This window comes from Pedobacter suwonensis (genome assembly GCF_900111825.1).
Classification (GTDB): domain Bacteria; phylum Bacteroidota; class Bacteroidia; order Sphingobacteriales; family Sphingobacteriaceae; genus Pedobacter; species Pedobacter suwonensis.
Genome location: NZ_FOJM01000008.1, coordinates 87,835 through 101,113, shown reverse-complemented (window position 1 = coordinate 101,113; position 13,279 = coordinate 87,835). Strand labels below are relative to the sequence as shown.

Sequence of the window (13,279 nt, the reverse complement as noted above, 5' to 3'; positions counted from 1 at the left end):
AATCTATAAAAGAAAAACGCCAATAAGAACAGTCTTATGGCGTTTTAGATACTTTAAACTGAGGGTTTCGGCTTTTTCTTTTTGTGCCAAACCTTTTTCTTTCCTTTATGAGGCGTTTTTTTTTCCTCTACATGTGTAATTTCCATAGCAGCTATACTTTCTGGCAGTGGCATACGCGGAACCGCTTTCTCAATTAACTTTTCGATATTATCAAACTTGCGCTTGTCCCTTCCGTTAACCAACGTAATGGCTGTACCTTTTGTTGCCGCTCTTGCGGTACGGCCTATGCGGTGTACGTAATCTGCAGGATCTCCAGGAACATCATAATTGATCACCAGATCGATTCCCTCTACATCAATTCCGCGCGACAATACATCCGTTCCGATCAAAATAGGCAATCTACGGTTTTTAAAGGCCAGGAGAATATCTTCGCGTTCTTTTTGCCCCAAATCGGAGTGAAAAGCTTCAGCCTTAATGCCTAAACCCTTAAAAGCCTTATACAAGGCCTTTACCTTTTCTTTTGTGGAGGCGAAAATAATACTGCTCTTGTATTGGTCGCTTTTGAAAATTTCCGTTAATAAAGCCTGTTTTTGCTGATCATGAATGTTATAGGCTTGTTGGTCAATCCCTTCAGCAGGTTTAGCAATTGAAATGGTAATCTGTTTCGGTTCGTGCAATATCTTGCCTGCCATGGTCCTTATCTTCGGTGCCATGGTAGCGGAGAACAAAAGCGTTTGCCTTTTCTTGGGCAGATAGCTAATGATGCGGATAATATCATCGTAAAAGCCCATATCCAACATCCTATCTGCTTCATCCAAAATCAAATGCTGTAAATGTTCCAGTTTTAATACACCTGAAGATAGATGTGCCATTAACCTACCCGGAGTGGCAATAATAATATCTACACCTTCGCGCATCGAGCGTTTTTGCTGTTCGTAAGCAATACCATCTCCTCCACCATAAACCGCCAATGAACTGATATTGGTAAAATAGGCCAAGGCTTCTACCTGTAAATCAATTTGTTGTGCAAGTTCCCTGGTTGGCGCCAAAATTAAGGTATTGTTGTGTCTAACAGCAGCTTTACTGATTTTATCCATTACGGGCAAGAGGTAGCTGGCCGTTTTTCCTGTACCCGTTTGCGCGCAGGCAATCAGATCATGATGATCTAAAATTACCGGAATGGCCTGTTCTTGTATTGGAGTAGCGCTTTTATACCCCATGGCCATTAAGCCTTCGTATAAATCGGGGTTGAAATTAAAGTCGTTAAAATTCAATCTATTGTGTTTATGTCTTTTAGCAAAAGTACCTTAAAATACCGCCAATAACAAACCTACATTTAATTTCTGCTTTCTTAATTACAACCAGGCATGATCTGGTAATTTCTTATCTCTGTTTCAGCAAACAAAATAGCCCCAACTGCGCTAAACAATCGGGGCCTGAAATTATAATAGACGAAACTTAGTCTACCAGAATATCTTTCTCTGGTGTATTCGTTTCGGGGTTTTTAGGTAGGGTAACCTTTAAAATTCCATCAGTGTAACCGGCCGAGATATTTTCGACCAAAACTTTTCTGTTTAAGCTGAAAGCCCTTTCGAAAGTGCCGTTGCTATATTCTCTACGACTATACTTTTTACTGGAATCAGCATCTTCTTTAGGTTGGTAAGAAATGGTCAATATGTCATCCTTGGTTACTACCTTTAAGTTTTCTTTTACCAAAGCAGGCGCAAAAAGCTCAATAATAAAGCTACTTTCGGTTTCTTCTATATTGGCAGGCACCTTTCTAAAGCCCTGATCAAACATGCTATGTTTGTGATGACTAAATGGACCACCAAAGTGTCCGCTAAACCTGCCAGCTCCCCGGCCAAAACGGCCATGCATCTTGCCTGAATGGCATCTATGTTCGTTGTACATTTTATTTATTTTAATTGTTTATTATTCTGTTAATTCGTCGGCCTGAGCCAATCTTAATGGTAGGCTATCTGTTCTGTTTTCGGGATATCCAACAACTGTGTAATGATATTTGCATAGGGATAAGAGGGTGAGAAAACGGCATAATCAAATTTCAAACCCCTTAACTGAACCAAAATGTCATCAATAAATTTCATCGGTTCCAGCAATGCACTGATCAATCCTGATTTGGGTTTTTCTTCATTAAGAGTCCGCCCTGCCCGAAAAAAATTCAACTCCCGATTATATGCCTTAAAGTCTGCGCCGATTTGTTCTATAGGTTCCTTAAATTCATCTGAACTGAAGAAAGTGACTTGCTCTCCCTTAGTAACCATTTCATTTGCCATACCCAAAATCGGACTAACATCGGCTTGAGATGGATCGCTTAAAAAAAGTATTTTTGACATCAGCTTATCTATCTAAATTGTTTGTACTATCTGTCGGGACAATGGTATCGGCCATTGGCATGCGATGATGGCTGAAGCTACGCTTGCTGTGTTGCCCGTGATTACAATCCCCATGGTAATGCCTGTTTTTAAAATCTAACCGATCTCGGTACCCATATTGAACAGCCAGTGCATTTAAGCTGTAAAAAGTTCCTGCGGCAACAGCCAATGCCAGTAATATTCTAAATGTTCTCATGGCGGTTAATCATTTATGTTAATGTGGTTAACTATTCCGTTACCTTGTACATTTGGCCTGTACCACTGGTTATCGATTGGCACAATCGGACTGTAATGATTCTCGAAACCGTTATATCGGCTGTGGAAATAATGGCGTCTTCTACTGGCAAATGTCCTGAACATTAGACCGATCAGCATAATAGCCAATATAAATTTAAACACAAATGGGGTGAAGAAAGCAACTGCTCCAAGTAATATCCCGAATCCTATCGTTTTTAATATTTTTTTCATCTGCTGTATATGTTTTTATTTGTGATCAAGCTATCATGATTTTTCTGGTTATTCTGGCTTTTGAAATTCATGATGGTTTCATTTTATTATAATTATCAAACGTTGTAACCAATTCACGTTAAGCAATTTGATATACAAATACTGTTGTTTTGGTTAATTATTTAGGAAGACGGAGCAGCTTTGTTTTTACTTTAAATTATTTTGATTTTTTTATTTGTCATCCGGAATGTGATGAAGGATCTTTTTAGCAGATTAACTCGTTGGTCGGAAAGACACCAACAAATAGAAAAAAGCCGTCATTGCGAGGTACGAAGCAATCTTAATGCACTGGCAAATACCGATGGTTTTAGGATTGCTTCGTCGTTCCTCCTCTCAATGACGACCATTCTTATGAGATCTGTTAATACCTTCCATAACGATAATAAAACAAAAGCCCCGAATTTATTTCGAGGCTTTCAAACTATTCTTTATTGCGGTGGTGGCCCCATCCGCCACATCTCCGCTTATACTCATCTTTAAATTTTGCCCGTTCCTCTTCGTTCATCGAATCCCATTTAGCACGCATCTTTTGCGCACGCTCACGGAAGCCGCCTCCCCGGTGTCCTCCTTTATTAAAATTTCCGAACAGGATTCTGCAAAGCACAAGCAAACCGAGGGCCTGCCAATAACTCAATCGCCCCGTGTGGGCAACTTCCGGCAAAATCGAGTTCCACAAATACATAACTACATAGCCCAGAATGGCTGCAATTAGCACCGCTACAGGGAAAAAGAACATGAATTTCTTACCACGATTAAAATTTCTATTCATCATGTCTGTAAATTTAATAGTTAATAAACTCCTGATATAAATTTTGTAAACGGTTACGCAGGTGTTTTACCGCATAACCTTTTCTTGATATTAATGTTTTGATGTTTTCGCCGCTTTCATCGGCCAGTTCCTGAAAAGTACGTTCCTCCAATTCATTCTGAACAAATACATAGCGCTGATTTTCGGGTAATTCTTGCAGAGCCAAAAACAATTGGTCCCAGAACAGCTTCTTTAAACTTTCTTCCTCCGGCGAGTAAGCCTCCGCCAGTAAAATTTCTTTAAAATTAATTTCGCCGTCTTCACCTTCAAAGCTAAAGTCTTCTAACGATTCTTCCTTTTGCTTGCGGTATTTATCGGTAATCTTATTTCTCGCTACCCGATACAGCCAACCGCTAATCTGCTCAATGGCTCCAGCTTCTGGCTGATTGCTGAGTTGAAACCAAACATCCTGTAAAATATCTTCTGCATCCTCATCCGTATTCACCCGGCCGCGGATAAAACTAAATAAGCGCTTACCATAATTGGCAACCGTTGAAATGATATTTTGAGGTTCGTTTGTTGGCACTAAATTTCGCTTGATAATCCAGTAAACGGATGAAACTCAATATTACTTTAAATTTTCTTTATTTTTTCAAGCGTGGTATCGGAGCTGCTTATACTTGAAAAGATTAAGATGTACATACGCACAAGGATTAGATTTATTGTTTTTTTGGAAATGAAAGGATGATGTTCTTGGCGGACTGCAGCCCCGCTTTTGGTACAAGTCCCGATGAAAAATCGGGAACTTTCCCCGCCAATCGGGTTTAGGCACAAAGTAGGTACGCGCTAGAACTATTAAAATCCAAAAAACCACCTGCCGTGGTCCGTATCCGTACGAAAAACCAAACTAATTTCTCGCCGTGGTCCGTGTCCCCACGGACCACAGTCCCCCTTGATTGGTCTCCACATTAGGTTAAGGCCTATAAATAAACTAATTCTTTTTCCTGTCTGCGTATCCAAATACCTTTTGGAGCAGTGTGGTACTTCTTGAACTAAGGTTACCTCTGATTTTCAACTCTTCTTTCGCTATTTCTACAAACAAGCCATCAATCGCTTTTTGCGTAACATATTCGGTTAAGTTAGTATTAACCGGCTTTACTAAGGGTAAGCGATTGTATTGCGTTGTTAAATCACTATAATATTTAGTGGCATTTACTTTATTTAAGCTTGTCGCGACAATCGGGCTAAACTTCTGCATTAATTGAGTAGTCGTTACCCTTTTAAAATATTCGGTGGCTGCATCTTTGCTACCCAAAAGAATATTGGTTGCATCGGTTAAGGTCATCTGTTTAATGGCCGATATAAAAACAGGTTTTGCTTCGGTAGCGGCATCTTCAGCAGCACGGTTTAAACTTACAATCACATTATCACACAGTTTGTTCAAACCTATGCTACGCAATGTTCTTTCAATCTTTTGCGCTTCAGGAGGCATCAGTATTTTAACGGCCAGATTGCCCAAAAAGCCATCTTTAACCGAAAGCCTGTCTGCACCGGCAGAAACACCGATCTGTAACGCTTCTTTAATTCCCTGTCCGATTTCGAAAGTGGATGGTGTTCCGGTAGCGGCTGTTGTGGTACCTTGCTTCCCGGTAACCTTTTTAAATATATCGCTCAGTTTAATCTGTGCGCCAGCATTTAGGCTTGTTAATAATATTAATACCAGGGCTGCAGATACGACATTAATTTTTTTCATTCATGATGAGTTTATCTTTTATGCTTAGCAAATCTTTGGCCATTAATTTCGCAGATTTTACTATGCTTAAAAATTCTGAGCGATAGCCCTCTTTGTCTTTACCTTTTGCTGTTTCTGCCAAAGCGATTACCTGCTCAAAACTAGCCTTTTGTTTGAATGCTGAACCTTTTAAAATCATACCAAATTCGGCAACTGCAGCAGCAAACCTGAAATTATCGCTTGTTGAATCAATACCTGATGTATTGGTGGTTACTGCTTTCATCAATAACTTACTTCTACCACCGGAAGGTTCTTTATAACGAAGTTTAATGGTAAGCAGTTCATTTGAGTTGCGGGTGTTTGACGGCGTTATTTTTTGATATTTCAAATCGTCTACACTTGTTGTAAAGCTGTCTTTAACTCCTGTCGGAATAATTTCGTAAAGTGCAGTAACACTATGGCCTGAGCCTATTTCGCCGGCGTCCTTTTCATCGTTATTAAAATCTTCTTTAGCAAGGATCCTGTTTTCATATCCAATTAAACGGTAGGCCTGAACCTCAGTCGGATTAAATTCAATTTGCAATTTAACATCTTTGGCTACTGTAAATAAGGTTCCGCCAAACTCATTTACCAATACTTTTCGTGCTTCAGTTAAATTACCGATGTAGGCGTAATTACCGTTTCCTTTATCGGCAAGTATTTCCATTTACTATCCTTATAGTTACCCATACCGTAACCCAAAACGGTTAAAAACACACCGCTTTTTCTCTTGCTTTCAATCAGTTTTTCCATGTCCGAATCACTGCTTGCCCCAACATTAAAGTCACCATCGGTAGCTAAAATTACCCGGTTGTTTCCACCTTTAATAAAGTTTTCTGAAGCAATTTTATAGGCAAGTTCAATGCCCTGTCCACCGGCAGTAGAACCGCCAGCGCTTAATTTATCAAGGGCATCTTTAATCCTGATTTTTTCATTTCCATGTGTTGCAGGTAAAACCACGCCAGAATTTCCGGCATAAACCACAATTGCAACTTTATCTTCTTCTCTAAGCTGATCTGTTAGTAATTTGAATGAGGAAACCAATAAGGGCAGTTTATTAGCCGCATTCATCGAACCGGAAACATCAATCAGAAAAACTAAATTGGATGCCGGTAACTTTTCAGTCGCAACAGTTTTAGCCTGTAAACCAATTTGCACCAGTTTATGTGTGTTGTTCCAGGGCGCAGGGGCCATTTCGGTGATGATATGAACAGGATCTTTGCCTTTTGGTTGCTCATAGTCGTAATCAAAATAGTTGATCATTTCCTCAATCCTAACCGCATCCGTTTCGGGCAGGCTACCTCCGTTGATGAACCGCCTGACATTGCTATACGATGCCGCGTCAACATCAATTGAAAAGGTAGACAATGGGTCGTTTTTTGGTTTATGGAAGGTATTTTCAGCAATACCTTTATAACTTTCTTCGCTTCTGTACACCATACCTTTTTGCCCATTCGAAACCATTACTCCCGCAACTCTTCCGGCTAAATACTGATTGGAAAGTACAGCAACAGATGATGTCATCATACTTTTTGGTTGCATTCCATAACCAACAACCGCTACCTCATTTAAAGTAGTAGTATCTGCAACCATTATGATGTTTATCGTTTTGCGTTTTCCAATTTTTATGGTTTGGGGCTTATAACCAATGTATGAGATCTTGAGCTCCGTATCTTTCTCGGTTACCTGGATGCTGTATCTGCCTTTCAAATCGGCGGTAACCACCCGTTTACTATAATTCGTAGTAATTGATGCCCCCGGTAAAACAGATGTTGCATCAGTAATTACACCGGTAATCGTTCGGCCATCAAACTGTTTGAAACTCATCATCAAAAAAATTGCAATAAGAGAGAATAGAAGCTTTTTCATAGTCTTAATTTTTTAAGGATGATGTAGTTCTTCAGGGTTTTCCATATCGATACTCAGAAATATTTTTTATACTTGGAAGATAATTCGAAATAGCGACCATTTTTGAGGTTTATAAAAAACACAGCTGGAAATGCCCAGCACGACGATGCCAAATTAATTGCCGATTATAAAAATACGGGCAATTTGGACGCGTTGGGTACGCTTTACAATAAGTATATGCATTTGGTGTTCGGGGTTTGCCTAAACTACTTTAAAGATGAAGAGCAAAGCAAGGATGCGGTGATGCAGATTTTTGAAGAACTGGTAACAAAGTTAAAAGTACATGAAGTACAGAACTTTAAGAGCTGGCTTCATGTGTTAACGCGCAACCATTGTTTAATGGCTTTACGAAAATCGGCAAAGCAAAATAATGTTTCCATAGACGATACTTTTGTGGAAAATACTGATTTTGTGCATCTTGATATTGACAACACAAAAGAAACGCAGCTTACCGTTATGGAAAAGTGTATGGAAACTTTGCCTGAAGAACAGCGAAAAAGCGTAGATTTATTTTATTTACAAGAAAAATGCTATAAAGAAGTAGCCGATATTACGGGTTACGATATGCTTAAAGTGAAGAGTTACATCCAAAATGGCAAGCGGAATTTAAAGATTTGTATAGAGAAAAACAGTAGTGAATAACGATTGGTTAGATATTGATTTACTGGAAGATTACCTGGATGGTAAACTTGATGCCAAGGCTATGCATTTTGTAGAAAAACAGGCACTGGACGATCCTTTTGTTGCCGAGGCGTTGGAAGGCCTAAAGCAATCGCCAAAACGCAAGCAAACGCTTTCTATTTTACAAAAACAACTGTATGATCGTGTATCAGAAAAACCTGTAAAGCGCAAGCTTTGGGGCATCACCACCCAAAGATTAAGTATCGCAGCAACCGCAACTGTAGCTTTTATTGCAGTAAGTATTTTATTCTTTATGCGCGAAACCAATCGCAGGAATGCAGAACTCGCTGCACATAAAAAAGAAGGGGTAATGGTTCACTTAGATAGTGCGACAAGTATTGCTGCTAACCAAACAAAAGCTAAAGAAGAAATCGTTATGCAAAACGCGAAAAAATCAACCTTGATTGATACAGCGATAACAGCGGCAAAAACAGGAGATCTGGCAAAAAATACTAAAAGAAACACTATGATAGCACCTGCAGAACAGCAGGTTACCGAAGTAAAAGCGGCCAAAATCGCATCTGATAATAGTCGCACAAAAGCAATGAGCCGTGTAAGCCTTAACGATTACAAATCGGGCGGAGTGATGTTAAATGAGGTTGCGTTGGCAGCAGAACCGGCAATAGGCTCGAACAAAATTGCATTTAGTGGTAATGTGGTAAACCAAAGTGACGGACAGCCTGTTCAGGGAGCAGTGGTAAAGTTAGCCGGTTCTAAAAATGTAACGGCTACTGATGCCAAAGGCTATTTTTATTTACCTGCTGACAGCAATGCTAAAGATAAAGACTTACTGATTAATGCTATCGGCTTTAAGGAATTACCTGTAGCTGGTCTGCAAGATCCTAATGCGATCCGAAATGCATTGAGTGGCGATAAATCATTGAATGAGATTGCGTTGATTACAGGTTCGAACGGACGTAAAAAAGAAAACATTGCCGCGCCAAAAATTACGTTGCGTGCAGAACAAAACCTGGATGGAAAATCGGCCGATGAGATTACGAAGCCCATTCCGGTTTCTACCGTTAACTATAACCAGTACTTAGTACACAACAATAAACTTTATAATCCTAAAGGACCGGAGCAATTTGTGATTTTGAGTTTCAAAGTTAAAAGCAACGGAAGGCCAACCAACATCACGGTCATAAAATCGCTGAATAAAAAAGCTGATGCAGAAGCTAAACGGTTGATTCATGAAGGTCCGGATTGGGTATTGCCTAAAAAAGGTACGGATTCGGTAGAGATCAGCGTTAAGTTCTAAGTCCCTTCAACCATCGGGTACACAGAGGTAACGGAGATGGGAGTAATTACGATTAAAGCCCCTCGATTTCAGACGTTAAGCTCAATTGCCTCTTTGATAAAAATTACAACTTATGTACAAAACATCCTATTCAAAAGCAGGGAATCAAGACGAAATTCTTGAATTTATGCAACAAAATAACTTTATCACATTAATTGGTTTTGATGGCGAGTATCCGGTAGTTACGCAGGTACCGGTTCAAACCGTAAGTAATGGTTATTCGATCAAACTTACCGGCCACATCATGACCAAAACCGATCATTGTAGGGCCTTTGAGCAAAATCCAAATGTAATGGCTGTTTTTACCGGTATGCATGCTTATATCAGTGCTTCAGTTTACGAAAAACCTGCTTCAGTATCTACCTGGAATTATAAAACGGTTCAGGCCAAAGGCAAGATCAGACTCATGGATTCGGAAGAAACTTACCAGATGGTCAAAGGATTAACAGATCAGTATGAAAACCCTGAAACAAGTCCTGCTGCATTTAATAAAATGGATGAAGCATATATCCAGAAGCATTTAAAAGCAATTACAGGATTTGAAGTTTTAGTACAGCAGATCGACCATGTTTTTAAAATGAGCCAGAACCACTCAACAAAAAATCAGGAAAGTATCATAGCAAACCTGGAAAAAAGTGAAGATCTGATTGCGAAAGAAGTAGCGAAGGAAATGAAGCGGAATTTGTAATTTTTTTACCTTTTAGCGCCGGATAGCAAACCCAACTGTCATTCTGAACGCAGTGAAGAACCGTCGACACTGCGAAGCAAATCTTTTAATGAATGATAAAAGCATGGTTAAAAGATCCTTTGTTGCACTCAGTGTCATTAGAAATTGTTCATTAATTCTATCGCAGCTAAATAAGGAGAAACGCTGTTCTTATTCTCCTATTACCTTACGCCTTAAACTCTTTGCGAAAAACTTCGCGCACTTTGCGGTTAAACAAAAAAAGACCAAAGCTAATGCCCTGGTCTCTTATGATATTGATAATTTTCTTTTTATTTTAAGTAATAAATCACTGCATAGATAATGGCTGCCAATGTAGCCGAAACCGGAATGGTCAAAATCCAGGCCCAGATTAAGTTGATGGTTACCCCCCAACGTACTGCAGAAACACTTTTTACCACACCTACCCCTACAATTGACCCGGTAATGGTATGTGTAGTGGAAACCGGAATCCCGAAATGCTCGGTGATACCCAAAGTTACCGCACCGGCACCTTCGGCTGCGACACCTTCCAGTGCTGTTACCTTGGTAATTTTCGATCCCATCGTCTTCACGATTTTCCATCCACCGCTCATGGTACCTAATGATATTGCCGAATAACAGGCAATTGGCACCCATGCGGGCATTGCTTCGAAATCAGGAATTACTTTAGAAGCAATTAAAGCGGTGGCAATGATACCCATAACTTTTTGCGCATCGTTACCGCCATGGAAAAAACTTAATGCTGCAGAAGATAACAATTGCAGGCGTTTAAACCATTTCTCGGCCGTTGCCGGCTTTGCATAACGACAGATGTTGATAATGATCAGTGTTAATATAACCGAAATTATCATACCGATGATTGGTGCCAAAACAATAAATGATACAATTTTAATCACATATTGCATATTTACCGCATCAAGCGGGCTTGCACCTGTAAGTAAAGCATGTGTCATTCCGGCGCCCGCAAAACCACCAATTAGGGTATGCGATGAGCTGGAAGGGATACCGTACCACCAGGTTAACAGGTTCCACATAATAGCTGCCAGTAAACCTGCAAAGATTACATGTAGTGTAATGTAGTTTTCAATAACCGTTTTAGCAACTGTATTGGCCACTTTGTGGTCGGTAAAATAAAAATAAGCAGCGAAATTGAATAACGCAGCCCATAAAACAGCCTGGAAAGGCGTAAGTACTTTTGTAGAAACAATGGTTGCAATCGAGTTGGCGGCATCGTGAAAGCCGTTAATATAATCGAAAGCAATAGCCAGAATTACAACAACAACCAATAAGGTAGTTACCATGTTTGTTTTTTATTAAGCGTTTTTAACCAAGATCGTTTCAAGCACATTCGCTACATCCTCACACTTATCTGTCGCTTTTTCGATCGTTTGTAAAACCTCTTTTTGTTTAATTAATTCAATCGCATTGGTTTCGTATTCGAATAAACGGGCCACGGCTAATGTAAATACATAATCGGCCTGGTTTTCGCCACTGTTAATACGGATACAGGCATCAGCAATAACACGAATGTTTTTAAAACTGCGTAACTCTTTAATGGCTTTGTCAATATCGGTACACATTTCTACCAAAAGCTCTGCAATTTTAACAATCGGCTCATTAATGGCAATCATGTTATACATCTGCATGCGGTTTGCAGTACCATAAATATAGTCGGCAACATCATCTACGGCAGTAGCCAATGCATGAATATCTTCTCTATCAAATGGTGTAATAAAGTTCCTGCTCAGTTCAAGAAAAATGGAATGGGTAATATCATCACCTACATGCTCTAAGCGTTCAATTTCTTTAAAAATTGTTTTTCTGCTTTCCGCATCACCCGTGCTAACCATTTCTAAAAGGGTTTCAGCAATTTTTAATGCATTGCTACCAGCTTGTTCGAAAAGCGGATGAAACTTTTTGTCCTGAGGTGTAAAGAACTTAAAAATATTGTTCATGTTAATTTTTAATATGTTGCAAAGCTACAAGCCCAATGTTAAGTTAATGTTAATTTATTAATTATATTAACGAATTACAACATTGTTTCTGCCGAGGTAGCTTGTTTGTGTAGCTTTTAACTCGCTGATCATGAATAATTAAACAACATTTAAGCCATCAGCGAGCTATTACATGCGCATTTTGCCCCTCTATCATCAGTTATCGAAATAAAAGGATGCTAAATCTACCCGCCCTTTTGTAATGTAAAGGCAAAGGTGGTTCCAATACCTGGCGTACTTCTCACCGAAATGGTTTGTTGGTGAGCTTCCAAAATATGTTTTACAATAGCCAGACCTAAACCGGTACCGCCAACTTCTCTCGCCCGGTGGGTATCAATGCGGTAAAAACGTTCAAACAGGCGCGATAGGTGTTTTTCTTCTATACCAATACCATTATCGGTTACTTCGATCAAAACCTGGTCATGCAGCTCGAAAATTTTAATGGCGGTTTCACCTCCATCAATACCATACTTAATGCTATTGACCATTAAGTTAATCAACACCTGCCTGATCTTCTCGCGGTCAGCAGAAACCGGTGTGATGGCAGTATACTTTTCTTTAAAAAACAGTTTAATTTTTTTTGCTTTGGCACGGTCTTCAAGGTTTTCCATTACCTCTTTCGCCAGTTGTACAAAATCGAATTTTTGGAAGTTAATTGGCGACTCTCCCGTTTCCAGCTTTGAAATAACATCCAGATCATTAATCAGATAACTCAATCTTTCTACATTGTTCTCTGCTTTCTTCAGAAATAAAACGGCCTGATCGGGATCATCTACAAGGCAATCCTGTAAAGTTTCGATATAACCTTGAATGGCAAAAAGCGGGGTTTTAAACTCATGCGAAACATTCGAAAGAAACTCTCTTCTAAACTGCTCTTGTTTTTTTAATAAATCGATTTCTTTTTTCTTTGCGCCTGCCCATTCCTTTACTTCCTGCTCTACATCATTAATCGGATCGGAACTCACATACTCACCAAGCGCATCTTTTAAATCTTTGCCCAGTTTAAGGTTATGGATTAGTTTGTAGATGAGTTTAATTTTAGTGTAAATGTATTTCTCCAGCAGATAATAAAAAACTAAAAAACTACACAAAAACGATACGCCAAAAGAAATGGCCATATAATACAGGCTATGCTGAAAGTAAAAATTAACCATTCCTATAGAAAGGCCTACAGCAAGCGCAGTAAATAAAACCAGCACACTTAATTTCATGCGGCAATTTAAAGCTTTTTATGTTAAATGTGTGTTAAGAGGCAGAGGCTATTCATTCATTTT

Annotated in this window: 16 protein-coding genes; 3 read left to right on the top strand and 13 right to left on the bottom strand. The window is 39.3% G+C overall.

The features are described from left to right. Positions 1-53: 53 nt before the first annotated feature. From BM107_RS11835 to BM107_RS11800, 10 genes are all read right to left on the bottom strand, one after another. Positions 54-1,274, bottom strand: coding sequence for a DEAD/DEAH box helicase (locus tag BM107_RS11835; RefSeq protein ID WP_090983541.1), 1,221 nt, complete (start codon positions 1,272-1,274; stop codon positions 54-56). Positions 1,275-1,458: 184 nt separating this feature from the next. Next, entirely contained in the window at positions 1,459-1,911 is a 453-nt protein-coding gene (locus tag BM107_RS11830) for an Hsp20/alpha crystallin family protein (protein WP_090983539.1), read from the bottom strand. A 53-nt stretch (positions 1,912-1,964) separates the two neighbouring features. Beyond that, on the bottom strand, positions 1,965-2,354 hold the full coding sequence (locus BM107_RS11825) for a glycosyltransferase (RefSeq protein ID WP_090983537.1): 390 nt from the start codon (positions 2,352-2,354) through the stop codon (positions 1,965-1,967). A 4-nt stretch (positions 2,355-2,358) separates the two neighbouring features. Continuing rightward, a complete protein-coding gene (locus BM107_RS24505) occupies positions 2,359-2,589 on the bottom strand; it encodes a hypothetical protein (protein ID WP_139222289.1) in 231 nt (76 codons plus the stop codon). 5 nt (positions 2,590-2,594) lie between these two features. Further along, entirely contained in the window at positions 2,595-2,861 is a 267-nt protein-coding gene (locus tag BM107_RS11820) for a hypothetical protein (RefSeq protein WP_208864379.1), read from the bottom strand. Between the two features lie 460 nt (positions 2,862-3,321). Beyond that, positions 3,322-3,672 carry an HMG-box domain-containing protein gene (locus BM107_RS11815; protein WP_208864378.1) on the bottom strand — a complete coding sequence of 117 codons (351 nt, stop codon included), beginning with the start codon at positions 3,670-3,672 and terminating at the stop codon, positions 3,322-3,324. A 10-nt stretch (positions 3,673-3,682) separates the two neighbouring features. Next, positions 3,683-4,234 (bottom strand): RNA polymerase sigma factor, encoded by a 552-nt coding sequence (locus tag BM107_RS11810; RefSeq protein WP_090983535.1) that lies wholly within the window; start codon positions 4,232-4,234, stop codon positions 3,683-3,685. Positions 4,235-4,639: 405 nt separating this feature from the next. Further along, complete coding sequence (locus BM107_RS11805; protein ID WP_090983533.1) at positions 4,640-5,401, bottom strand: DUF4197 domain-containing protein; 762 nt, start codon at positions 5,399-5,401, stop codon at positions 4,640-4,642. Further along, on the bottom strand, positions 5,388-6,086 hold the full coding sequence (locus tag BM107_RS25090) for a YfbK domain-containing protein (RefSeq protein ID WP_244278800.1): 699 nt from the start codon (positions 6,084-6,086) through the stop codon (positions 5,388-5,390). The genes BM107_RS11805 and BM107_RS25090 overlap by 14 nt, the downstream gene beginning before the upstream one ends. Next, the gene (locus BM107_RS11800; RefSeq protein ID WP_244278799.1) at positions 6,032-7,288 is read right to left on the bottom strand and encodes a vWA domain-containing protein; all 1,257 of its coding nucleotides are present in this window, start codon (positions 7,286-7,288) and stop codon (positions 6,032-6,034) included. The genes BM107_RS25090 and BM107_RS11800 overlap by 55 nt, the downstream gene beginning before the upstream one ends. 102 nt (positions 7,289-7,390) lie before the next feature. Here BM107_RS11800 and BM107_RS11795 point away from each other — a divergent pair, with 102 nt between their 5' ends. From BM107_RS11795 to BM107_RS11785, 3 genes are all read left to right on the top strand, one after another. Continuing rightward, on the top strand, positions 7,391-7,969 hold the full coding sequence (locus BM107_RS11795; RefSeq protein WP_090983531.1) for an RNA polymerase sigma factor: 579 nt from the start codon (positions 7,391-7,393) through the stop codon (positions 7,967-7,969). After that, positions 7,962-9,266: a carboxypeptidase-like regulatory domain-containing protein gene (locus BM107_RS11790; RefSeq protein ID WP_090983529.1), complete on the top strand. Its 1,305-nt coding sequence runs from the start codon at positions 7,962-7,964 to the stop codon at positions 9,264-9,266. Before BM107_RS11795 ends, BM107_RS11790 begins: the two co-directional genes overlap by 8 nt. A 112-nt stretch (positions 9,267-9,378) precedes the next feature. After that, positions 9,379-9,993, top strand: coding sequence for an FMN-binding negative transcriptional regulator (locus BM107_RS11785; RefSeq protein ID WP_090983527.1), 615 nt, complete (start codon positions 9,379-9,381; stop codon positions 9,991-9,993). Between the two features lie 308 nt (positions 9,994-10,301). Here the strand turns inward: BM107_RS11785 and BM107_RS11775 are convergent, their stop codons facing one another. The 3 genes from BM107_RS11775 to BM107_RS11765 all read right to left on the bottom strand — a co-directional run bounded on the left by BM107_RS11775 (position 10,302) and on the right by BM107_RS11765 (position 13,216). Continuing rightward, complete coding sequence (locus BM107_RS11775) at positions 10,302-11,312, bottom strand: inorganic phosphate transporter (protein WP_090983523.1); 1,011 nt, start codon at positions 11,310-11,312, stop codon at positions 10,302-10,304. 12 nt (positions 11,313-11,324) lie between these two features. Continuing rightward, positions 11,325-11,966: a DUF47 domain-containing protein gene (locus BM107_RS11770; RefSeq protein WP_186462304.1), complete on the bottom strand. Its 642-nt coding sequence runs from the start codon at positions 11,964-11,966 to the stop codon at positions 11,325-11,327. 224 nt (positions 11,967-12,190) lie between these two features. Further along, complete coding sequence (locus tag BM107_RS11765) at positions 12,191-13,216, bottom strand: sensor histidine kinase (protein ID WP_090983518.1); 1,026 nt, start codon at positions 13,214-13,216, stop codon at positions 12,191-12,193. Positions 13,217-13,279 lie beyond the last annotated feature (63 nt).

Coding starts and splice junctions, on each gene's coding strand:
- BM107_RS11830 (WP_090983539.1), bottom strand. CDS start 1,911: ATGTACAACGAACATAGATGCCATTCAGGCAAGATGCATGGCCGTTTT.
- BM107_RS11775 (WP_090983523.1), bottom strand. CDS start 11,312: ATGGTAACTACCTTATTGGTTGTTGTTGTAATTCTGGCTATTGCTTTC.
- BM107_RS11825 (WP_090983537.1), bottom strand. CDS start 2,354: ATGTCAAAAATACTTTTTTTAAGCGATCCATCTCAAGCCGATGTTAGT.
- BM107_RS24505 (WP_139222289.1), bottom strand. CDS start 2,589: ATGAGAACATTTAGAATATTACTGGCATTGGCTGTTGCCGCAGGAACT.
- BM107_RS11765 (WP_090983518.1), bottom strand. CDS start 13,216: ATGAAATTAAGTGTGCTGGTTTTATTTACTGCGCTTGCTGTAGGCCTT.
- BM107_RS11785 (WP_090983527.1), top strand. CDS start 9,379: ATGTACAAAACATCCTATTCAAAAGCAGGGAATCAAGACGAAATTCTT.
- BM107_RS11815 (WP_208864378.1), bottom strand. CDS start 3,672: ATGATGAATAGAAATTTTAATCGTGGTAAGAAATTCATGTTCTTTTTC.
- BM107_RS11800 (WP_244278799.1), bottom strand. CDS start 7,288: ATGAAAAAGCTTCTATTCTCTCTTATTGCAATTTTTTTGATGATGAGT.
- BM107_RS11820 (WP_208864379.1), bottom strand. CDS start 2,861: ATGAAAAAAATATTAAAAACGATAGGATTCGGGATATTACTTGGAGCA.
- BM107_RS11805 (WP_090983533.1), bottom strand. CDS start 5,401: ATGAAAAAAATTAATGTCGTATCTGCAGCCCTGGTATTAATATTATTA.
- BM107_RS25090 (WP_244278800.1), bottom strand. CDS start 6,086: ATGGAAATACTTGCCGATAAAGGAAACGGTAATTACGCCTACATCGGT.
- BM107_RS11770 (WP_186462304.1), bottom strand. CDS start 11,966: ATGAACAATATTTTTAAGTTCTTTACACCTCAGGACAAAAAGTTTCAT.